This is a genomic window from Aeromicrobium sp. Root472D3 (assembly GCF_001426485.1).
Taxonomy (GTDB): Bacteria; Actinomycetota; Actinomycetes; order Propionibacteriales; family Nocardioidaceae; genus Aeromicrobium.
The window spans coordinates 309,921-331,126 of record NZ_LMET01000001.1 but is presented as its reverse complement, the minus strand read 5'-3'; the positions used below and the strand labels follow the sequence as shown (position 1 = coordinate 331,126).

The window sequence follows — 21,206 nt, the reverse complement described above, 5'->3', positions numbered from 1 at the left end:
CGATGACCATGAAGACCGCTTCTGCCCACACCTTCTCGCTGCCCGACGTCGGCGAGGGTCTCACCGAGGCCGAGATCGTCACGTGGCGGGTCGCGACCGGCGACGTCGTCGCGATCAACGACGTCGTCGTCGAGATCGAGACCGCCAAGTCGGTCGTCGAGCTGCCGAGCCCCTACGCGGGGTTCGTGCAGACGCTGCACGTCGCCGAGGGCGAGACGGTCGAGGTCGGCCGCCCCCTCCTCACCATCGCCGACGAGTCACTCCCGCCCGCCGACGAGTCGCCCTCGCCCGCCGACGAGTCATCCTCGCCCGCCGACGAGTCGCCGGAGCCGGCGCGGCAGCCCATGCTGGTCGGCTACGGACCGGGCGCCGAGCAGGTCGTGCGCCGTCGACGGGCCGTGCCGACGCCGTCCGTCGCGTCGGTCGACACCGAGAAGGTCCCGGCACCGACGCGGACGCTCGCGAAGCCCCCCGTCCGCAAGCTCGCGAAGGACCTCGGCATCGACCTGTCCGAGGTCATCGCCACCGGCACCGGCACGATCGTGACCCGCGCGGACGTCGAGGCGCACGCCGCCAAGCGCCGGCCCCCGCAGGCCGCCGAGACCGGGCCCGCGCCCGTCACGACGTCCGACGACGAGACCCGCACCCCGATCAAGGGCGTCCGCAAGTGGACGGCCGAGGCCATGGTGCGGTCGGCGTTCACGGCGCCGCACGTCACCGAGTGGGTGACGGTCGACGTCTCGCGCACCGTCGAGCTCGTCGCGACGTTGAGGGCGAGCCGTGCGTTCCGGGACGTCAAGGTCTCGCCGACGCTCATCGCGGCGAAGGCGATCTGCCTCGCGATGCGCCGCACGCCCGAGCTCAACTCGCGGTGGGACGACGACGCGCAGGAGATCGTCCTCAAGAGGTCGGTCAACCTCGGCATCGCCGCCGCGACCCAGCGCGGTCTGGTCGTGCCCAACATCGTCGGCGCCGACTCGCTCCCGCTGGTCGAGCTCGCCGCGGCGATCGGCGACCTGACGGCGACCGCCCGCGACGGACGCACGCAGCCCGCGCAGATGGCGGGCGGCACGTTCACCCTCACCAACATCGGCGTCTTCGGCATCGACGCGGGCACGCCGATCCTCAACCCGGGTGAGGCCGGCATCCTGGCGCTCGGCTCGATCGAGCGCCGCCCGTGGGTCGACGAGGACGACCGGGTCGTGCCGCGGTGGGTCACGACGCTGGCGCTGAGCTTCGACCACCGGGTCGTCGACGGCGAGCAGGGATCGCGGTTCCTGGCCGACGTCGCCGGCATCCTGCACGACCCCGCGGTGGCCCTGACGTTCTGACCCGCGGGGTCAGAGGCGCTCGCCGGCCTCGATCCGCCGCGAGATCGTGTTGCCGGGCGGGGCGAGCGGGCACTGCCAGCGCGGGTTGTAGCGGCACGACGGGTGGTAGGCGAAGTTGAGGTCGAGCGTGATCGACGAGTCGGTGCCGCCCAGCCACGAGCCCTTCGCGGTGTCGAGCAGGTAGCGCCCGCCACCGTACGAGCCGTCGCCGGACGTCCCGTCGCGCAGCGGCACGAAGATCCCGCCGCCGTACTGGTGCAGCCACCAGACGTCGAGCGTCCCCCCGAGGGGCAGCTCGACCCGTCCGGTGAGGTGCATCTCGATCGTCCCGTCGCCACCGGCGTCGACGAGGCGGGGCTCCGTCTCGTCGTCGTCGACGGGGACCAGATCCGCCTCGAACCGCATCGCGGGGTCGTACGGCCAGAACGGCAGACCGCTCCCGCGCAGGGGGTCGTCGGCGAGCAGGGGGCTCTGCGCGTGGTGCTGGAACAGCTCGTCGCGCGCGACCCGCCAGCGCAGCCAGGCCGCCTCGCGATCGCCCTCGCTGCGGACCTCGCTGTACATCTCGCCGACCCTGCGGCGCCAGTCGACGAGGGTCAGGCGGCTGGACGTCATGGAGTCCACCGTGACACACGCCGGCTCGTGCCGCGCGACGCGCGGGACTACGATCGGTCGGTGAGCCAAGTCGTCGACGTCCGCCATCGCGGCGCGTACGCGGTGTGGATCGTCGCCCTGATGGTCTACCTGCTGGCGGTCTTCCACCGGTCGTCGCTCGCGGTCGCGGGTCTGGCCGCCGCCGAGAGGTTCGACATCTCCGCCGCCCAGCTCGCGACGTTCACGATGCTGCAGCTGCTCGTCTACGCCGCCATGCAGATCCCGGTCGGGCTGCTCGTCGACCGGTTCGGCCCGCGCCGCGTGCTGCTGACGGGGGCGCTGACGCTGACCGCGGCGCAGGTGGGCTTCGCATTCGCCGACACCTACGTCCTGGCGCTGGTCGCCCGGTTCTTCGTCGGCATGGGCGACGCCATGACCTTCATCTGCGTCCTGCGCCTGGTCAACACGTGGTTCGCCCCGCGCCGCATCCCGCTGATCTCCCAGCTCACGGGCATGGTCGGTCAGCTGGGTGGTGCGCTGGCGGCCGTCCCGATGACGATCGCGCTCGGCCAGCTGGGCTGGACGCGCTCGTACCTGATCGCGGCCTCGATCGGCATCGTGCTGAGCCTCGCGCTGGTCGTCGTGGTGCGCGACGCGCCGGGCACCCGCTCGGTCACCGGTCCGGCCATGTCGATGGGGCACATCCGGGCGACCCTGGCGGCGTCGTGGAGGCAGCCCGGCACCCGGCTCGGCTTCTGGACGCACTTCTCGACGCAGTTCAGCGCCACGACCCTCGCGCTGCTGTGGGGCTACCCGTTCTTCGTCCAGGGCGAGGGCCTGTCCGACCACACGGCCGGTCTGCTGCTGACGTTGATGGTGGCGGTGATGGTCGTCGCGGGACCGGTGCTCGGGCTCATCATCCCCCGGCACCCGTGGCACCGGTCGACGATCGTCCTCGGCATCATCGGCTCGATCGTCGCGGTGTGGTCGGCGGTGCTGGCATGGCCGGGAACGGCGCCGCTGTGGCTCCTCGCGCTGCTGGTCGTCGTCGCCGGCGTCGGCGGTCCGGCCTCGATGATCGGCTTCGACATCGGCCGGACGTCCAATCCGTCCGACCGGATGGCCAGCGCGACGGGCATCATCAACCAGGGCGGCTTCATCGCGAGCCTCGTGCTGGTCGTCGCGATCGGGCTGGTCCTCGACTGGCGCACCCCGGGGGGCGGGTCCGACTACACGCCCGCGGCCTTCCGGTGGGCGATGTCGTTCCAGTACCTGCTGTGGGCGCTCGGCATCACCCAGATCTGGCGGTACCGCGTGCGCACCCGGCGCAAGATCATGGACGAGGAGCCGGAGGCCTACGGGCGCGTGCGGCTGTAGGCGGCGCTCAGACGGCGAACTCGACGCCCGTCGCGGCCTCGGACGCGGCCCAGAGGTCGGCCGCGAGCTCGGTGTCGCGGGCCGTCCTGGTCATGCCCACGAGCTTGGGTCGTCCGCGCCAGCCGCCGAGGGCACCCGGTCCGACGTACTCGCCGCCCGTGAGCGTCGGGTCGGTCGCGGCCATCAGCAGCGGCCACGCGCCGTGCGACGCGGGCTGCGCGATGATCTTGCTGATCTGGTGGATGCCGACGCCGGGCAGCGAGAGGCCCCGCACGTTCATGCCGGTCTTGGTCAGGTTGGTCGAGGCGTAGCCGGGGTGGGCGGCGACGCTGACGACCCGGCTCGACGCCGCCGTGGCCCGCCGGTCGAGCTCGAGCGCGAACATCAGGTTCGCGAGCTTCGACTCGCCGTACGACTGCCAGCGCTTGTACGGACGCGACGACCCCTGCGGCGTCAGCGAGTCGAGGTCGATGCTGCCGACGGCGGTGTGGGCCATCGACGAGACCGCGACGACCCGGGCGCCGCTGCGGTCGAGCAGCGGCCACAGGCCGGCCGTCCACGCGAAGTGGCCGAGGTGGTTGGTGCCGATCTGGAGCTCGAAGCCGTCCTTGGTCTCGGTCTTCGGCGGGATCATGATGCCGGCGTTGTTGACCAGGATGTCGATGCGGTCGTGGTCGCGGACGACGTCGGCCGCGGCGCGTCGGGCGTCCGCGAGGTCGGCGAGGTCGAGGGAGACGACGTCGACCGACGACCCGGGGGCGTCCCGGGCGATGCGGGCGAGGGCCACGTCGGCCTTGGCGGTGTCGCGGGCCGTCACGACGAGCGCGGCGCCCTTGCGGGCCAGCCCGATCGCGGTGTGCAGGCCGAGCCCTCCCGTCACGCCGGTGATGACGGCGCGCCGTCCGGTGAGGTCGGGGATGTCGTCCGTGCTCCAGGTCATGCGGCCACGCTACTCGCGACGACCCTCGTGTGCCGGTCCTGCGCGCCGTTCCTGGCGTATCGTCCTGCCATGTCCTGGGTGCGGCGAGGTGCTGTGGTGCTGGTTCCGCTCGTGCTCTCGGGGTGCGTCGTGCTCGGTGGGGCGGGCGGCGACGGTGCCGGTCCGGGTGGCGGCGCGTTCGTGGTGACGTACGAGGAGCCGGACGACCGGGACCTCCGATCGGTGGCCGCCGAGGTCGAGGACGGTGGCGTCGTGGAGGAGGCCGTCGAGGGGCTCAACGACTTCGTGGTGCTGCCCGTCGACGTCCCGGTGGTCGTCCGCTCGTGCGCCGACGGCGCGCTGTACGACCCCGCGAGGCGCGAGATCCAGGTGTGCCTCGAGGACGTCGTCGAGACCCGCGAGCTGCTGGAGGACGCCGACGACGCCGCGGCGACCGAGCGCGGCATCCTCGTCGACACGGTCGACCACGAGGCGGGCCACGCGCTGCTCGACGTGTACGAGATGGAGTTCACGGGTCGCGAGGAGGACGTCGCCGACCAGTTCTCCGCGCTCGTCGGGGTGCGGGGCGGCGATCAGGGGCTGGACGACCTCGAGGCGGCGGCCTACGGCTACGAGCTCAGCGCCGCGGCGTACGAGGCCGACCCGACCGACGAGCACGCGTCCGACACGCAGCGCGCGGTCACCTACCAGTGCTACGTGTACGGATCGGAGGGGCGCGACGCCGACCACCTGGTCGACGAGGACGGACTCACCGAGCGGCGCGCCGAGTCGTGCTGGGAGGAGTGGGGCGACCTGCAGGAGGGGTGGATGCGCCTGCTGCGCCGGGCTGACGCGCTGCGCTGACCCCGGTCAGGTCCTGCGGGACGCGAGGGCGTCGAGCCGCTCGTCGCGCCTGGCCCGTCGCCGGCACCAGAAGACCCACGCCGCGAGGACCGCTCCGGCCCCGGCGCCGATGCTGGCGACGCCCTTGCCGTTGTTGGCCGCCGAGCTGAAGCCCGTGACGGTCGCGTAGCCGTAGGCGGCGTTGTCGACCCGCTTGTCGTCGGGCGTGCAGACGATGCGCAGGCCGTCGCGCCCCTCCGCGAGCAGGGCGACGAGGTGCCACGTGGTGCCGTCGCCCTGGGCGGTGATGTCGATGCCCTCGGGCGGGATGACGACCCGTCCGCGGTCGCCGTCGCCGTACCGGCCGCGGCAGCTGATGTCGCGCTCGGGCTGGACGAGGTCGGTGTAGATCGCGAGGGTCGAGCCCTTGGCGTCGACGCGCTCGGTCACGGGGATCACGGTGGCGTCGCGCACGGGGTCGAAGGCGCTCGCGGCGACGGCCGTCCCGGCCATCGAGCTGGCGATCGCGAGCAGGAACGCCGCGAGGTACCAGAGCGGGTTCGTGAGTCTCACGGGGCAACTTTCGCACATCGCCGCACCGGGTCGCGGGCTTGACGCGGTGCCACGCGACGGCCAGTATATGTGGTTTAACTCTCAACCATCTGGAGCTCCCATGGAAGCCATCTTCCTCATCAGCCGCATCCTCTTCGTCCTCCTGCTCCTCGGGTCGGCCTTCGGCCACCTCACGCAGGCCGACGCGATGGGCGGCTACGCCTCGTCCAAGGGCCTGCCCAACGGCAAGGTCCTCGCCCAGGTCAGCGGCGTCGCGCTGCTGGTCGGCGGCCTGTCGATCCTGTTCGGCGTCTTCGGCGACGCCGGTTCGCTCGGCATCGCGATCCTGCTGCTGATCATGGCGGTCACGATGCACGCGTTCTGGAAGGAGACCGACGCCCAGGCCAAGCAGATGGAGATGATCTCCTTCAACAAGGACGTCGCGCTCGCCGGCGGTGCGCTGGCCATGTACGTGATCTTCTACGGCGCCGACGGCTACGGCTTCTTCACGCTGACCGGCGCGCTGTTCACCTGACACGCCCCCACGACGGAGCCCCCGCAGACGGCACGGCTGCGGGGGCTTCGTCGTCCGTCGTCACATCGACGTCAGCGGCTCGTCCGTCCCGGTGTCCTCGGGGTTCGGGTCGTTGACGCCCTGCTTGGCGTCCGTCGCGGGCTCGGGCTTCGGCTCGGCGTCGATCTGGGGTCCGTCGGACGTTCCGGGCTCTTCGGGGGTCTGGGTCATGCGGTGCGCGTACCCGATCAGGACCGACCCACACGGGTGAAGCCGTCGCGGACGGGTACGTCGGCGCCATGACCGACCCCACGAACGACACCGCCACCGACACCGCCAAGCTCGTCGAGCTCACGAAGGACTCCCGCTTCGTCATGCTGACCACGACCGACTCCGAGGGGCACCTGGTCAGCCGGCCGATGTCGCGCCAGGACGTCGACCTCGACGCCGACCTGTGGTTCATCGCGACCCGCGACTCCCGCAAGGTCGCGCACATCCGCGCCAACCCCGTCGTCGGCGTGACGGTCACGAGCCAGAGCTCGTGGGTGTCGATCTCGGGACGCGCCGAGATCGTCGACGACGTCGAGAAGCTCAAGGAGTACTGGAGCACGTTCGCCGAGGCGTGGATCCCCGAGGGTCCGGAGGACCCCAACGCGATCCTGATCCACGTCGACGCCGAGACCGCCGAGTACTGGGACTCCCCGGGCGGGCGCGTCGCGAGCCTGATCAGCCTCGTCAAGTCCAAGGCGACCGGCCAGCCCTACGACGGCGGCGACCACGCCACCGTCACCGACCTCTAGGTCGTGACCGACGAGGACGTCGACCACCGCGCCCACCCCGAGCGGTACCGGGTGGGGCGCGGTGAGCAGGGCGTCTTCCAGGTCGAGCCGTACAAGAGCGAGCTGCTCCCGCTCTGGCGGTTCGCGACGCCGGACGACGCGCGCGAGAGCAGCGAGGCCATCCGTGCGGCGTTCGACGCCTACCTCGCCGACGGCGACGTGGTGGGGGCCGACATGGCTCGCAAGTACCTGCAGATGGGGTACACGCGGGCCCGTCGGTACGCCCGGCACCGCGGCGGCCGCAAGTACGACGGTCCCGTGCCGGACGACAAGAAGGGCCAGAGCGGCGCCCACGGACGTGCCGAGCTGCCGCCCGACCCGGAGGACCCGGTCAAGGCCGAGTCGGCGCGCATCTTCAAGGCCGCCTGGGACGCCGCAGCCGCCGACGAGACGTACCAGCGGCTGAAGGCCGAGCACCGCGAGACCTACGGCTGACCCGCCCGGTCGCCAGCGAGGCGAAGCGACGTACGCCCGCCTGATCGCTGTGGTTCGCATCGGGCTTCGCCCTCACGGTCGCTTCGCTCCCTGGCGAACGGAGCTTGTCGGTCGCCAGGGAGGCCGCCCGCGGCCGACCGTGAGCGAAGCGAGGCGACCTGACGCAAGCCTGATCGCTGTGGTTCGCCTCGGGCTTCGCCCTCAGGGTCGCTTCGCTCCCTGGCGAACGAAAGCATGCGGTCGCCAGGGAGGCCGCCCGCGGCCGACCGTGAGCGAAGCGAGGCGACCTAGGTGAGTGTGATCGCTGTGGTTCGCCTCGGGCTTCGCCCTCACGGTCGCTTCGCTCCCTGGCGAACGGCGGCATGCGGTCGCCAGGGAGGCCGCCCGCGGCCGACCGTGAGCGAAGCGAGGCGACATGCGCAAGCCCGATCGCTCGGGTTCGCCTCGGGCTTCGCCCTCACGGTCGCTGCGCTCCCTGGCGAACGAAAGCATGCGGTCGCCAGGGAGGCCGCTTGCGGCCGACCGTGAGCGAAGCGAGGCGACGTGACGCAAGCCCGATCGCTCGGGTTCGCCTCGGGCTTCGCCCTCACGAGGCGACCTGACGCGAACCTGATCGCTGTGGTTCGCCTCGGGCTTCGCCCTCACGGTCGTCGCAGAGCTCCTCCCTGGCGACCGAGGTGTGCGGTCGCCAGGGAGGCCGCTCGCGGCCGACCGTGAGCGAAGCGAGGCGACGTTACGCAAGCCTGATTGCTGTGGTTCGCCTCGGGCTTCGCCCTCACGGTCGCTTCGCTCCATGGCGAACGAAAGCATGCGGTCGCCAGGGAGGCCGCTTGCGGCCGAGCGTGAGCGGAGCGAGGCGACGTGACGCAAGCCTGATCGCTCGGGTTCGCCTCGGGCTTCGCCCTCACGGTCGTCGCAGAGCTCCTCCCTGGCGAACGACGGAAACGCAGCGAGGCGTGGTGAGGGGGTTCGGCTCGGTCGAGCCGTTCACCTCACCACGCCTCGCAGGGGGGTGGCGCGCCGTCGACGCTCCGCCGCGGGCGGGGTCGGTCAGAAGGCGGTTTCGTCGAGCTCCATGATGGACGCGTCGATGTTCTCCGCGATCGCGCGCTCGCCGGCCAGCAGCGGCAGCACGTTGCGCGCGAAGAACGAGGCCGCGGCGACCTTGCCCTCGTAGAACGCCTTGTCGGCGGCCGACACCTCGCCGCCGAGCTTCTGCAGCGCGACCTCGGCGCCACGCAGCAGCAGCCACGCGATCGTCAGGTCACCCAGCACGTAGACCAGGCGGGTCGTGTTGAGGCCGACCTTGTAGATGTTCTTGATGTCGCCGTTGGCGTCGGCCGGGTTGGCCGACATCAGGTCGGTGAACGTCGCCGCGATGACGGCCTGGGCGTCCTCGAGCCCCTTGGCCAGCAGCTCGCGCTCGATCTTGAGGCGACCGTTGCCGGCCTCGCTCGTGATGAAGCCCTCGATCTCGCCGGCGAGGTAGCCGAGCGCCGCGCCCTTGTTCTTGACGATCTTGCGGAAGAACAGGTCCTGGCCCTGGATCGCGGTCGTGCCCTCGTAGAGGGTGTCGATCTTGGCGTCGCGGACGTACTGCTCGATCGGGTAGTCCTGCAGGAAGCCCGATCCGCCGAACGTCTGCAGCGACTCGGTGCCCAGCAGCACCCACGAGCGCTCGGAGCCGAAGCCCTTGACGAGCGGGAGCAGCAGGTCGTTGACGGCCTCGGACAGCGACGCGTCCTCGCCCGACGCTTCCTTGACCATGACGTCGTCCTGCCACGTGGCGCAGTAGATCATCAGCGACCGCAGGCCCTCGGCGAACGCCTTCTGGGTCATGAGCGACCGGCGGACGTCCGGGTGGTGCGTGATCGTGACGCGGGGCGCGGTCTTGTCGGACGCCTGCGTCAGGTCGGCGCCCTGGACGCGCTCCTTGGCGTAGTCGAGGGCGTTGAGGTAGCCCGTCGACAGCGTCGCGATGGCCTTGGCACCCACGAACATGCGGGCGTTCTCGATGACGCGGAACATCTGGTTGATGCCGTCGTGCACCTCGCCGAGCAGCCAGCCCTGGGCCGGTGCGCCGTCGCCGAAGGTGACCTCGCAGGTCGTGGAGACCTTGAGGCCCATCTTCTTCTCGACGTTGGTGACGTACGCGCCGTTGCGCTCGCCGGTCAGCTCGCCGGTCTCGTGGTCGAAGTGGAACTTCGGGACGAGGAACAGGCTGAGCCCCTTGGTGCCGGGGCCGCCGACGCCCTCGACGCCCTGGGGGCGGGCGAGCACCAGGTGCATGATGTTCTCACTCAGGTCGTGCTCGGCCGAGGTGATGAAGCGCTTGACGCCCTCGATGTTCCACGAGCCGTCCTCGTTGGGGAACGCCTTGGTGCGGCCGGCGCCGACGTCGGAGCCCGCGTCGGGCTCGGTGAGCACCATCGTGGCGCCCCACTGCCGGTCGACCATGTGCTGCGCGATCTTCTTGTCGCGGTCGATGCCGTTCTCGAAGACGATCCGCGCGAACGCGGGGCCGCAGGCGTACATCCAGATGGCGGGGTTCGAGCCGAGGACGAACTCGGCGCTGCTCCACACCAGCGAGGCGGGGGCGACCTGGCCGCCGAGCTCCTCGGGGATCGCCAGGCGCCACCACTCGGCACCCATCCAGGCGTCGTAGGAGGCGCGGAACGAGTCGGTCATGACGACGGTCTTCGCGGCGGGGTCGTAGACGGGCGGGTTGCGGTCGGCGTCCTCGAAGGACGCGGCGAGCTCGTCGCGGGAGATGCGGTCGATCTCGCGCAGGATGCTCTTGGCGGTGTCGACGTCGACCTCCTCGAAGGGGCCGGCGCCGAGGACGCTCTGGCGGTCGAACAGCTCGAAGAGGTTGAACTCGACGTCGCGGAGGTTGCTCTTGTAATGGCTCATGCCAGCATTCCTTCATCGGTGGCTGCGGCGCAGCTTGCTACTGGGTAGTAACTTAAGTATCCGCTCCCGATGGTGCCAAAGACAAGTCGAACGGCCCCACGAACCTGTTCCGCCCGTCACACCGCGATCAGGCGTGCTGCGCGAACCAGCCGGGCAGCAGCTCGAGCGACGTCAGGACGTGGCCCGCACCGGCCGCGCGGAGCTCGTCGGCGTCGCACGGTCCGGTCGTGACCCCGACGCCGAACGCGCCCGAGGAGCGCGCGGCCTCCATGTCGTGCACGTGGTCGCCGACGTAGACCCCGGCACCCTGGGCCCGCAGCACGTCGGCCTTGCCCTCGCGCCACGCGCGACCGAAGACCTCGTCGACCTCGATGCCGAGGCGCTCGAGGTGCAGGGTCGCGCTGGGCGCGTGCTTGGCGGTGATCAGGATCGCGCGTCCTCGCGACCGGGCGGCGTCGACGGCCGCGTGGGCTCCCGGGAGGGTCGAGATCAGCTCGAGGGCGATGCCCGGGTAGATCTCGCGGTAGCGGTCGGCCCACCGCGCGGCGTCGTCGGCGGGCATCCACTGCGCGAGCTCTTGTTCGACCGGCGGGCCGAGGCGCGACACGACGACGTCGACGTCGATCGTGGCGCCCGACTCCTCGACGATCCGGTCGTACACCGCGCGGATGCCGGGACGCGAGTCGATCAGCGTCATGTCGAGGTCGAAGCCGGTCGTCGTCATGGTCGCGACGCTACCGACCCTGGGCGTGCAAGACCCCCACGGCCTGCGGCTGCGTGGGGGTCTCGGCGGTGCGGTGCGGGTCAGCGCAGGTCGAAGGCGTGCGTCGACGTGCGCGTCGGGACGCGGCCGTGGCCGTCGGTCGCGACGAGGTGGATGGTCTTGCTGACGCCGATCGCGGTGACCGCACCGATGAGGATTCCGAGGACGAGCATGGGGGCCTCCTTGAAGGCTGTGTGGACGAGTCGGGGGTGGCTCGTGCTTCCAGTGTGGAACGCCGGAACGTCAAGGACAAGCCAACATATCTATGCCCAACATGTAGCATCGCTACATGGATGTGTATCGCCTCGCACTGCTGCGGGAACTGTCGGAGCGCGGCACCGTCGGGGCGGTCGCCGACGCGATGAAGGTCACACCCTCGGCGGTGTCCCAACAGCTCAAGGTGCTCGAGCGGGAGGCGGGATACCGGCTCGTCGAGCCCGCCGGGAGGGGGGTCGCGCTGACGCCGGCGGGTCGCGCGCTGGTGCAGACGGCCACCGAGATCGCGGTCGCGATCGAGCGCGCCGAGGGCCGCTGGCGCGAGTACATGGAGCGTCCGGCCGGGCAGGTGCGGGTCGCGACGTTCCCGACGGGTGGCGAGATGCTGCTGCCGGGCACGTTGTCGCGCATGGCCGACACGCCCGAGGTCGAGCTGATCTGCTCCGACGAGGACGGTGTCACGGTCGACTTCGCCGACCTGACGCCCGACTACGACGTCGTGATCGCCGACTCCCCGACCACGGCGGCGTCATGGCACGAGCGTGGTCTGCAGGTCGTGCCGCTGATGAGCGAGCCGCTCGACGTCGCCCTGCCCGAGGGGCACCCGCTCGCGCACCGGGCGAGCCTCTCGCCGCGCGACGTCGTCGGCGAGACCTGGATCGGCGTGCCGCACGACTACCCCTTCGACCGGGTGCTGAGCCAGGTCGTGGCGGCCACGGGCGAGCCGGTGCGCATCGCGCAGCGGATCTCCGACAACGGCATCGTCGAGGCGCTGGTGGCCGGCGGCCACGGCATCGCGATCCTGCCGCGGTTCACGACCCGCGAGCACGGCAACGGACTGGTCACGCGCCCGCTGGTGGGCATCCGCGCCAAGCGCGAGATCGCGGCCCTGCTGCGTCCCGACCGGTTCGAGCGGCCGTCGGTCCGCCTGGTCGTGCAGGCGCTGCGCGACGAGGCCCGCTCGGTGGCCGACCAGCACCAGGCCGTCTGACCCGGCCGGCACACAGCACGACGGGCGCCCCCGAGGGGACGCCCGTCGTGTGTTCTCCTCACCCAACCGGGAAGGAGGTCTGGTCCGTCAGCTGGCCGGCGTGGTGTTGACGGTGATCTTGGCGACGCCCACCAGGAGCTGGTCGGTCACGGCGTCGGTCTTGAACGTGTCGTTCAGCAGGCTCGCGGCGACGGGGCTGACGTACACCTTCGTGCCCTCGAGGATCGCGGTGTCACCCTCGGTCTGCAGCGGCTTCAGGGTCGCGCCACGCAGCTGGAAGATGAACGCCGAGCTGGCGGCCGTCTTGCCGTTGACCGAGACGTCGCCGTAGACGCGCGAGGCGCCCGGGTCGACGTTCAGGTTCGTGATCTCGACCTTGGTGTCACCCGCGGTGAGCGAGAAGCCCGAACCCTCGTGCTGGATCTGGCCGATGACGTACGGCTTGGCCGTTCCCGGCTTGAAGTACGTGACGTTGCCGCCCGTGATCGGGAAGACGAGCGAGCCGTCCTCGAGCGCGCCGTCGCCGACGACGCCGGGCGTCAGGCCGAGCGAGGTCAGGGCGTCGGTGAAGCCCGCGTCGAGGGCCACGGCGGTGTCCTCGCCGGACAGCGCGTTGATGCGGGCGACGGGCTTGGCGATCGACGTCTTCGACTCCGAGGCGGACGACGACGAGCCGGCCGAGTCGGACGACGAGCAGGCGGCGAGGGGCAGTGCTGCGACGGCCGCGATGGCGATGCCGGCGAAGGTCTTCTTGTACGAGCGAATGGTGCTCATGTGATCCACATCCTTGCGATTGGGGTGCTGGTGAAAGTTGGGGGGACTTACACCTGTACTTCGCCGCGGGGGTGGGGAGGGGATTGGTGGGGGGCCTGAAACTGTGGGCTGTCCGGTGCTGCAACTGCTGCAATCGCAGGCAGAAAGAGGTGTGAAAATAGTTTGTGCACGACGTCTTGGACGCGGCGATTGCTGCGAGCTGCCTGTGAGGATGCTGTTCTGCGTGCGCCGATGGGCGGGCGCGTACGCCCGCTGCCGATGACGGGATCCCTGGTCCGGCGGCCGCTGCTGGCGGCTGCGCCGCGGGGAGCGGCCGCGCTGAGGGGCCCACTCGATTCCCGTCATCGGGCGGGAGGCGCTCCGCGCCGGGGAGCCGATGACGGGAATCGAACCCGCATATCTTGCTTGGGAAGCAAGCGCTCTACCACTGAGCTACATCGGCGCGACGTGCAAGACGTCGCCGCCAGTGTAGCCACCGTCCACCGGGACGGCGTCAGGGATTCGTGGGACCGACAGCCGCGACCGCCACGGACGTCACCCGGCGTTCACCGGGGCCCGGGACTCTCAGGTCGCCCTCAGGCACCCTGTCTCGATCCTGCCCCCGGAGGAACCCGTGAAACGTGCACGTCCCCTGTCCGCACTGGTGAGCTGTCTCGCCGGATCGGCCGTCCTGGTCACGATGCTGCCCGGCGTGGCGCACGCCGCACCGGCCGTCCGTGCCGCCGCCGACGTCAAGCCCAACCCGTCCCCGATCCTGATCAGCGAGATCGCCAACGGCGGCGCCGGCGCGACCAGCAACGCCAGCCGCGTCACGTCCGACGACTTCATCGAGATCGGCAACTTCGGCTCCGCGCCCGTCGACATCTCGGGCTACCGCATCCTGCGCTGCGGGCAGACCGGCGACGCCTACGGCCCGCAGAAGGTCGTCCCGGCCGGCACGACGCTCGCCCCCGGTGACACGTACACGATCGGCAACCCCGCCAGCACGAGGAAGGACGTCGTCGCGCGCGACGCCGACTACGACGCGACCGGCAGCACGCTGCACGAGTTCGGTTTCGGCGCCTACATCGAGGCGCCCGACTACACGGTGCTCGACGCCGTGGGCTTCTACCACCCGTCGGTCGACTCCGACTGCGAGCGCCCGACGGTCCTGAGCCGCGCCCTCGACCACCGGCTGAACCAGAGCCACCAGCGGGTCGCCAACACCGGCGACCAGGAGAAGGACTTCGTCGTCGCCGGTCGCACGCCCGACGCGCCCAACGCGACCGCGGCCGTCCAGCCGCTGGCGCCCAGCACCGTCAAGATCAGCGAGGTCGCCAACGGCAACCAGACCAGCACGTCGAGCCAGTACGTCGAGCTGACCAACTTCGGTTCCGAGCCCGTCGACGTGTCGGGCTGGAAGCTCTACCGCTGCGGCGAGAACGGCACGGCGTACAGCCAGAACACGGGCCTGCCGACCGGCACCGTGATCGGCGCCGGGAAGTCGTTCGTCTACGCGCCGACGGCCGCCACGACGGCGATCCTGCCGGGCGTCACGGTCGGCGCCCGCTACACGACCGGCATGCACTGGCGCGACTTCGGCGCGATGATCACGCGCGCCGACGACAGGATCGTCGACCGTGTCGGCTTCTACGCCAACCGCAACAGCACCTGCACCCAGGGCGACCCGCAGGCCGCCGACCTGAGCTCGATGCAGGCCGAGAGCTACCACCGCGTCTCCGACACCGGCGACAACGCCACCGACTTCATGCTCGCCCGCGAGCGCTCGCCCGGCGTCGCCTCGACGAAGGAGCAGCTGACCACGCCGGCCGCGCCCAGCCGCCACGACCTGCGCATCAGCGAGCTCGTCGGCGCCGGCAGCGCCGGCAGCAACGACGAGTTCGTCGAGATCGCCAACTACGGCACGTCGCCGATCAACCTCAAGGGCTACTCGCTGAGCCGCTGCGAGGGCGACGGGCGCGGCAACGCCGGCTACCAGGTGCCCGACCTCGGCGACGTGACGCTCGAGCCGGGCGGGACGTACGTCGCGGCGGACGACAACGCGCCGGCCGACCTGCGCGCGATCGCCAAGGGCGTCTGGTCGGTCGGGCTCAACGAGACCGACGGCTACGGCCTGTACCTGCGCGACCCGAAGGGCGCGATGGTCGACGCGGTCGGCGTGTACGAGACGGTCACCTACAGCCCGTGCGTCGCGTTCGGCTCCGAGCTGCGCAACACCACCAAGAACGACCGGGGCGAGTCGTACCAGCGGGCCCGCACGACGGACGACGACGAGGAGAACTTCATGAAGACGCCGGGCCGCACGCCCGGCGAGCTCGCCGACGTCGCCTGGGTCGACCCGACCGAGCCGCTCAAGGGCGAGACCGACCCCGTCGAGGTCGCCACCGAGCACGTGCCCGGGACGCCCGACGCCACGGACCGCGCCCGCACCGACGGGTTCCGTGCGACGGTCACGACGAAGGACGAGGACGGTGGGGACCTCACGGTCGACCTGCTGACGTCGACGCCCGTCGGCGCCGAGGAGGGCACCGTCGTGTACGCCGGATCCACCCGTCGGACCACGCTGCCCGCCTCGCTGTCGATCACGGGCGAGCGGCGCGTCGCGACGGCGCCCGCCCTCACCACGAGAGCCGGCCAGGACACCTACCCGTTCCAGCGCTACGCGATCCCCGTCGCGTCGGTGCCGGCCGGCGGTGTCGAGTTCACGTGGAGCGGCACGACCCGGGCCCGCAACGAGATCCAGGTGCACGGCTGGGACGGCACCGCGTGGAAGCTGCTGGCCGAGGGCGACCCGAGCGCCGACGGCGACCTGACGCTCGTCGCCACGCTGCCCGCCGCGTCGGTCGTCGACGGCGTCGCGAACGTCGTGGTGGTCGACGGTCCGCGGGTCCGGGGCGGCGCGGTCGACGAGATCGGCGTGTCCGACCAGACGTTCCTCGACCCGCAGGACTACGACTTCGCGGTCAACCACATGACCGACACGCAGTTCCTGTCCGAGGGCTTCCGCGACGTCTTCCGCCGCATGGCCACCTGGGTCGTCGCGAACGCCGACGCGCGCAAGATCGCGTACAGCACCAACGGCGGCGACATCGTCGAGAACTGGATCGGCGGCAACGCCGACCCCGTGCGGGCGAAGAAGGAGTTCGCCGCGGCGCGGAGGATCCACCAGATCCTCAACGACGCGGACGTGCCGAACGGCGTCCTGCCCGGCAACCACGACAGCTTCTGGGGCCGCAACACCGATCTGTACAACGAGTACTTCGGCCCCGAGATGTACCAGGACGAGGACTGGTGGGGAGGGTCGTGGAAGAAGGGCGACAACAGCGCCCACTACGACTTCTTCGAGCAGAACGGTGTCGACTTCGTCGCGCTGTCGCTGCCGTACCGGCCGTCGCCGGAGCAGATCGAGTGGGCCAAGGAGATCGCCGCCTCGTACCCCGACCGCAACGTCGTCCTCGTCACGCACAGCTACCTGAACACCGAGAAGGAGATCGAGAACCGCGGCGACCGCTACACCGCCCGCGGCGAGGTGCTCTGGCGCGACCTCATCGCACCGAGCGACAACATCTTCCTCGTGCTGGGCGGGCACTACCACGGTGTCGCCACCAAGTACGGCGACCCGGTGACGGGAGAGCAGTCCGACGCGATCGAGCTGGCCGAGGACACCGTCGCGGTGCGCAACGTCGGCGAGACCGGGCGCACCGTCGTCCAGATGCTGGCCGACTACCAGGGCTACCGGTCGACGCAGCCCACACCCCGCGCCGACACGCTCGACCGCGACAGCGGCTTCCAGCGACTGCTGCAGGTCGACGTCGACGCCGAGCTGATGGCGGTGAACTCGTACTCGCCGCACCTCGACTCGTTCGAGGCGTACAAGTACGACGAGCCGGGCATGCGCGGGACGGCGGCCAACGACTACCAGGACGGCCGCTACCTCGCGAAGGACGACGAGTTCGTCGCGAAGATCGACCTGCTGGTCGACAAGTCGCTGGCGACGCAGGCGTGGACGGTGTCGGCTCCGTCGTCCCCGCTGGGTTCGCAGGCCGTCGAGGCCGGGGCGGAGGCCAGGTTCGACGTGGCCGCGCTGCCGGCCGGCTCGCTGTGGTTCGCGCGGGTCACCGACGCGACCGGACGCTCGGTGGTCTCGCGACCCGCCGTCGTCGAGATCGGCACCGACCCCGTCGACCCGACCGATCCGACGGACCCGACCGATCCGACGGACCCCGCCGCGGCCGCCACGACGTCCGAGATCTTCGCGTCGGCCACCTCGCAGGCGTACGGCTCCGACCGGGTCGTCGACCTGACGGCGTCCGTGACGTCGGAGGGCACGGGACGCGCTCGCGGTGTCGTCCGCTTCGCCGACGGCGGTGCGGTGCTCGGCCAGGCCGAGCTGTCGAACGGCGTCGCCCGGCTGCGGCTGCCGTCTACCCTCGCGGTCGGCACGCACCGCGTCACCGCGACGTTCGTCCCGGCCGACGCCTCGGTGCAGGCGCCGTCGGCGTCGAGCGAGGTCGTGGTGTCGGTCGTCAAGACGTCCGCCGCGGTGCGCTCGAGGCTCGCGACGTCGTCGGTCAAGCGGACGCAGCGCGCCAAGGTCACGGTGACGGTCACGGCGCCCGGCCTGCGTCCCGGCGGCCGGGTCGCCGTGAAGGTGACCCGCAAGGGTGTGACGCGGACGGTCACGGCGACGGTGCGCAACGGCCGGGTCACGGTGCGGCTGCCGAAGCTCCGCAAGGGCACGTACTCGGTGCGGGCCCTGTACGCCGGGTCGTCGACCGTCGGCGCCCGCACAGCCCCGAAGGTGACGCTGCGGGTCAGGTGACGGCTGCCTGACCGCCGACGGGCGGCCTCCCTCCTTTCGCGGAGGGGGGCCGCCCCTGCCATGCTCGGGGGATGAGCGCATCGCCCCGCCCGGACGTCGCCGTGATCGGCGGATCCGGCTTCTACACGTTCCTCGACGACCCGCAGCAGGTCGAGGTCGACACCCCGTACGGCAAGCCGTCCGCCCCCATCTCGGTCGGGACGGTCGGGGGACGGTCGGTGGCCTTCCTGCCGCGGCACGGCGCCCACCACGACTTCCCGGCGCACCGGGTGCCGTACCTCGCCAACATGTGGGCGCTGCGCAGCATCGGCGTCCGGCAGGTGCTGGCGCCGTGCGCCGTGGGCGGCCTGCAGGTCGAGCACGGGCCGGGCACGTTCGTCGTGCCCGACCAGCTGGTCGACCGCACCTCCGGGCGCCACCAGACGTACTTCGACTCCGGCGCGTGCCACGTCTCGTTCGCCGATCCGTACTGCTCGCGCCTGCGCGGCCACCTGCTCGACGGCCTGGGCGACCACGACCCCGTCGACGGCGGCGCGATGGTCGTGATCGAGGGGCCGCGGTTCTCGACCCGCGCAGAGTCGAAGTGGTACGCCGCGCAGGACTGGGCCGTCGTCAACATGACGGGCCACCCCGAGGCGGTCCTCGCCCGCGAGCTGGCGCTCTGCTACGCCACCGTGGCGCTCGTGACCGACCACGACGCCGGGGTCGACGAGGCGTCGGCCGTCAGCATGGAGTCGGTCTTCGAGGTCTTCGCCGCCCACACCGACACGCTCAAGGGCGTGCTGGCCGACGTCGTGCGCAACCTCGGCACCGACCGCGACTGCGCGTGCCCGCACGCCGTCGACGGCATGGACCTGCCGGTCGAGCTGCCGTGAGCCGGGTGCTGTCATGAGGATCCTGCTCACCGGTGCCGCGGGCTTCATCGGCACCCACATCGGACGCATCGCCCGCGAGCGCGGCCACGACGTCGTCCAGCTCGACATGTTCCTCGACAAGGCGCACGGACCCGGCGAGCGTCCGCCGGGGTTCGAGCGGCTCGACCTGAGGTCGGACCGGCTCGACGACGTCCTCGACGGCATCGACGTCGTGTGCCACCAAGCCGCGATGGTCGGCAACGGCGTCGACGCCCAGGACCTGCCCGACTACGCCGAGCACAACGACGCCGGCACGGCCCGCCTGCTGGCCGCGATGGCCCGGCGCGGCGTGGCCGACCTGGTGCTGGCGTCGTCGATGGTCGTCTACGGCGACGGCCGCTACACGTGCCCCGAGCACGGCGACGTCCCGCCGGCGGTGCGTCGCGAGGACGACCTGTCGGCCGGCCGGTACGACCCCCGCTGCCCCGTGTGCGGCGGCGACATCGAGTGGCGGCGCATCGCCGAGGACACCCCGTTCATCCCGCGCACGAGCTATGCCGCGTCGAAGATCGCGCAGGAGCACTACGCGTCCGCGTGGTGCACGCTCGAAGGCTCCCGCGCGATCGCGCTGAGGTACCACAACGTCTACGGCCCGGGCATGCCCGCCGACACGCCGTACGCCGGGGTGGCCGCGATCTTCCGGTCGGCGATCGCCCGAGGCGAGGCGCCGCGCGTGTACGAGGACGGCCGGCAGGTGCGCGACTTCGTGCACGTCCACGACATCGCGCGGGCCAACGTGCTCGCGATCGAGCAGGTGGGCTCGCACCCGTCGGGCGTGACGCCGTACAACGTCGCGTCGGGCACGACGTTCACGATCGGCGAGATGGCCTCGACGCTCTCGGCGGCGGCGGGCGGCCGGGAGCCGGTGCTGACGGGCGACTACCGGGCGTTCGACGTCCGCCACGTCGTCGCCTCGCCTGAGGCGGCGAGGGCGGGCCTGGGCTTCGAGGCCGAGATCACCCCGCAGGACGGGCTCGCCGCCCTGGCCACCGACCCCCTGCGAACCCGCTAGGGCTCACCAGCGGGTCAGGATCAGCTGCTGGGCCAGGAGTGCGAGGACGACCTGGCTGAGCAGCAGCGGCCGGTGCCAGCGCTCGGGCAGGAGCGACGGCAGCGCGACGATCCAGATCGTGAAGGGCAGCCAAATGCGCTCGACCTCGGCCTTGCTCATGCCCGACAGGTCGGCGATGACGATCGTCAGCACCGCCGCGGCCGCCAGCTGGGCCAGGACGTTGCGCTCGCGGACGGCCCGCACGGCCGTCGGGAACGCGGCCCACACGGCCAGCCCCGCCGTGAACGTCCAGGCCGCGATGTTGGCCCACACCCAGTAGGAGAACGCCCGCTCGGACGCGATGCCGTCGTAGTAGCGCTCGCGCAGGACGGGGTAGGCCTCCCACCACGCGAACCCGCCGAGCGTGAAGGCCGCCGCGACGACGAGCGCGCCCCCGACGGCCCACGGCAGGGGACGCCACGAGCGGGCGATCAGCAGCACCGCGAGCGCCAGGACGCCCAGCAGCGTCAGGCCGTACGACAGGTAGACGCAGTAGCCCAGCAGCAGGCCCGCGCCGACGGCCGGCAGTGCGCGCCGGTGCTTCGCCGCCACCGCCAGCAGCGCCAGCCCCCACGCCGCGACGGCCGTGAAGACCGCGTCGCCGTTGACGCCCATCCACACCGCGGTGGGGGCCAGGACGATCCACGGCATCGCGGACCGGGCGAGCGCCTCGGAGCCGAGCGTGCGCAGCGTGATCATGACGGCGACGATCGCGGTGCTCGCGATCGTCACGCACACGACGCCGATCCAGAACGGGTCGGTGATGCCGAGCCGGTCGATGCCGACGAAGTACAGCAGCGCTCCCGGCGGGTGGCCCGCGACGTGGACGTACCAGTTGTCGGGCGCGTCCATCGGGATGCGGTCGATGAACGTCTGCAGCATCGTGTGGATCGAGCCGACGCTCTTTGCGTCGTACACGTACTCCTGGCGACGCTCGAACGTCCGCGCGAGCCCCTCGGTGCCCTCGGTCATCGCGACCGCGACGATCCACACCCAGGTCGTGGCGAACGCCGTCGCGAGCAGCGCACGCCACGGCAGGGCCCGCGCGAGCCGCGGCAGCACGGCCACGAGCAGCAGGCCGATCGCGATCGCGGGCAGCGTCAGCAGGCCGAACCGGGGGTCCCAGTCGGCGTGCAGCGGGGGGAAGTGGACCCGGACGTCGTCGTCGAGCCACAGCGGCACGATCATCGAGGCGGCGACGAGCAGCAGGCCCGCGGCGGCCGAGATGGCGGCGGCGCGTGGGCGGGTGAGGGTCGTGGGCACGCCGTCAGCCTAGGTGGACGGCCTGAGATCAGCCTGACGATCGGGTGGCGCCGCATCGCCTGCGCATGCGACCAAGCGCCGCGACCCCTAGGTTC

General features: G+C 71.4%; 19 protein-coding genes and 1 tRNA gene. 10 read left to right on the top strand and 10 right to left on the bottom strand.

Features of this window, described 5'->3' with window-relative positions:
• The first annotated feature begins 2 nt into the window (after positions 1-2).
• The gene (locus tag ASD10_RS01665) at positions 3-1,331 is read left to right on the top strand and encodes a dihydrolipoamide acetyltransferase family protein (protein ID WP_369797544.1); all 1,329 of its coding nucleotides are present in this window, start codon (positions 3-5) and stop codon (positions 1,329-1,331) included.
• Between the two features lie 9 nt (positions 1,332-1,340).
• Here ASD10_RS01665 and ASD10_RS01660 read toward each other — a convergent pair whose 3' ends face one another.
• Entirely contained in the window at positions 1,341-1,946 is a 606-nt protein-coding gene (locus tag ASD10_RS01660) for a DUF1684 domain-containing protein (protein ID WP_056603679.1), read from the bottom strand.
• Positions 1,947-2,006: 60 nt separating this feature from the next.
• Between ASD10_RS01660 and ASD10_RS01655 the strand changes: the two genes are divergently transcribed.
• Positions 2,007-3,302, top strand: coding sequence for a nitrate/nitrite transporter (locus ASD10_RS01655; RefSeq protein ID WP_235501731.1), 1,296 nt, complete (start codon positions 2,007-2,009; stop codon positions 3,300-3,302).
• A 7-nt stretch (positions 3,303-3,309) separates the two neighbouring features.
• On the opposite strand, the gene ASD10_RS01650 is transcribed toward ASD10_RS01655, so the two are convergent.
• Positions 3,310-4,242 (bottom strand): oxidoreductase, encoded by a 933-nt coding sequence (locus tag ASD10_RS01650; protein WP_056603676.1) that lies wholly within the window; start codon positions 4,240-4,242, stop codon positions 3,310-3,312.
• Positions 4,243-4,311: 69 nt separating this feature from the next.
• Here ASD10_RS01650 and ASD10_RS01645 point away from each other — a divergent pair, with 69 nt between their 5' ends.
• Positions 4,312-5,085 carry a DUF4344 domain-containing metallopeptidase gene (locus tag ASD10_RS01645; protein ID WP_082555957.1) on the top strand — a complete coding sequence of 258 codons (774 nt, stop codon included), beginning with the start codon at positions 4,312-4,314 and terminating at the stop codon, positions 5,083-5,085.
• A 6-nt stretch (positions 5,086-5,091) separates the two neighbouring features.
• Here ASD10_RS01645 and ASD10_RS01640 read toward each other — a convergent pair whose 3' ends face one another.
• Positions 5,092-5,637, bottom strand: a complete 546-nt coding sequence (locus ASD10_RS01640) for a hypothetical protein (protein WP_056603671.1) — start codon at positions 5,635-5,637, stop codon at positions 5,092-5,094.
• A gap of 100 nt (positions 5,638-5,737) precedes the next feature.
• Between ASD10_RS01640 and ASD10_RS01635 the strand changes: the two genes are divergently transcribed.
• Complete coding sequence (locus ASD10_RS01635; protein WP_056603668.1) at positions 5,738-6,151, top strand: DoxX family protein; 414 nt, start codon at positions 5,738-5,740, stop codon at positions 6,149-6,151.
• A 60-nt stretch (positions 6,152-6,211) separates the two neighbouring features.
• Here the strand turns inward: ASD10_RS01635 and ASD10_RS18590 are convergent, their stop codons facing one another.
• The gene (locus ASD10_RS18590; RefSeq protein ID WP_157432406.1) at positions 6,212-6,361 is read right to left on the bottom strand and encodes a hypothetical protein; all 150 of its coding nucleotides are present in this window, start codon (positions 6,359-6,361) and stop codon (positions 6,212-6,214) included.
• 68 nt (positions 6,362-6,429) lie between these two features.
• Between ASD10_RS18590 and ASD10_RS01630 the strand changes: the two genes are divergently transcribed.
• Together ASD10_RS01630 and ASD10_RS01625 are read left to right on the top strand one after the other, a co-directional pair.
• Positions 6,430-6,930: a pyridoxamine 5'-phosphate oxidase family protein gene (locus ASD10_RS01630; protein WP_056603665.1), complete on the top strand. Its 501-nt coding sequence runs from the start codon at positions 6,430-6,432 to the stop codon at positions 6,928-6,930.
• 3 nt (positions 6,931-6,933) lie between these two features.
• Positions 6,934-7,404 carry a DUF4385 domain-containing protein gene (locus ASD10_RS01625; protein ID WP_056603662.1) on the top strand — a complete coding sequence of 157 codons (471 nt, stop codon included), beginning with the start codon at positions 6,934-6,936 and terminating at the stop codon, positions 7,402-7,404.
• Between the two features lie 1,050 nt (positions 7,405-8,454).
• On the opposite strand, the gene ASD10_RS01620 is transcribed toward ASD10_RS01625, so the two are convergent.
• From ASD10_RS01620 to ASD10_RS19475, 3 genes are all read right to left on the bottom strand, one after another.
• Positions 8,455-10,317 (bottom strand): acyl-CoA dehydrogenase, encoded by a 1,863-nt coding sequence (locus ASD10_RS01620; RefSeq protein ID WP_056603659.1) that lies wholly within the window; start codon positions 10,315-10,317, stop codon positions 8,455-8,457.
• 127 nt (positions 10,318-10,444) lie between these two features.
• A complete protein-coding gene (locus ASD10_RS01615) occupies positions 10,445-11,041 on the bottom strand; it encodes an HAD family hydrolase (protein WP_056603656.1) in 597 nt (198 codons plus the stop codon).
• Between the two features lie 80 nt (positions 11,042-11,121).
• The gene (locus ASD10_RS19475) at positions 11,122-11,253 is read right to left on the bottom strand and encodes a hypothetical protein (protein ID WP_255355083.1); all 132 of its coding nucleotides are present in this window, start codon (positions 11,251-11,253) and stop codon (positions 11,122-11,124) included.
• 116 nt (positions 11,254-11,369) lie between these two features.
• Between ASD10_RS19475 and ASD10_RS01610 the strand changes: the two genes are divergently transcribed.
• Complete coding sequence (locus tag ASD10_RS01610; protein ID WP_056603653.1) at positions 11,370-12,287, top strand: LysR family transcriptional regulator; 918 nt, start codon at positions 11,370-11,372, stop codon at positions 12,285-12,287.
• Between the two features lie 87 nt (positions 12,288-12,374).
• On the opposite strand, the gene ASD10_RS01605 is transcribed toward ASD10_RS01610, so the two are convergent.
• Positions 12,375-13,061: a hypothetical protein gene (locus ASD10_RS01605; RefSeq protein WP_157432405.1), complete on the bottom strand. Its 687-nt coding sequence runs from the start codon at positions 13,059-13,061 to the stop codon at positions 12,375-12,377.
• A 371-nt stretch (positions 13,062-13,432) separates the two neighbouring features.
• A tRNA-Gly gene (locus tag ASD10_RS01600) sits at positions 13,433-13,503 on the bottom strand.
• 201 nt (positions 13,504-13,704) lie between these two features.
• On the opposite strand from ASD10_RS01600, the gene ASD10_RS01595 reads away from it, so the two are divergent.
• The 3 genes from ASD10_RS01595 (at position 13,705) to ASD10_RS01585 (ending at position 19,809) form a co-directional block, all read left to right on the top strand.
• Positions 13,705-17,883, top strand: coding sequence for a lamin tail domain-containing protein (locus ASD10_RS01595; RefSeq protein ID WP_056603649.1), 4,179 nt, complete (start codon positions 13,705-13,707; stop codon positions 17,881-17,883).
• Positions 17,884-17,954: 71 nt separating this feature from the next.
• Positions 17,955-18,758, top strand: coding sequence for an S-methyl-5'-thioadenosine phosphorylase (locus tag ASD10_RS01590; RefSeq protein WP_056603647.1), 804 nt, complete (start codon positions 17,955-17,957; stop codon positions 18,756-18,758).
• Positions 18,759-18,771: 13 nt separating this feature from the next.
• On the top strand, positions 18,772-19,809 hold the full coding sequence (locus tag ASD10_RS01585; RefSeq protein WP_056603643.1) for an NAD(P)-dependent oxidoreductase: 1,038 nt from the start codon (positions 18,772-18,774) through the stop codon (positions 19,807-19,809).
• A gap of 3 nt (positions 19,810-19,812) precedes the next feature.
• Here ASD10_RS01585 and ASD10_RS01580 read toward each other — a convergent pair whose 3' ends face one another.
• Entirely contained in the window at positions 19,813-21,111 is a 1,299-nt protein-coding gene (locus ASD10_RS01580; RefSeq protein ID WP_235501730.1) for a hypothetical protein, read from the bottom strand.
• Positions 21,112-21,206: the final 95 nt, after the last annotated feature.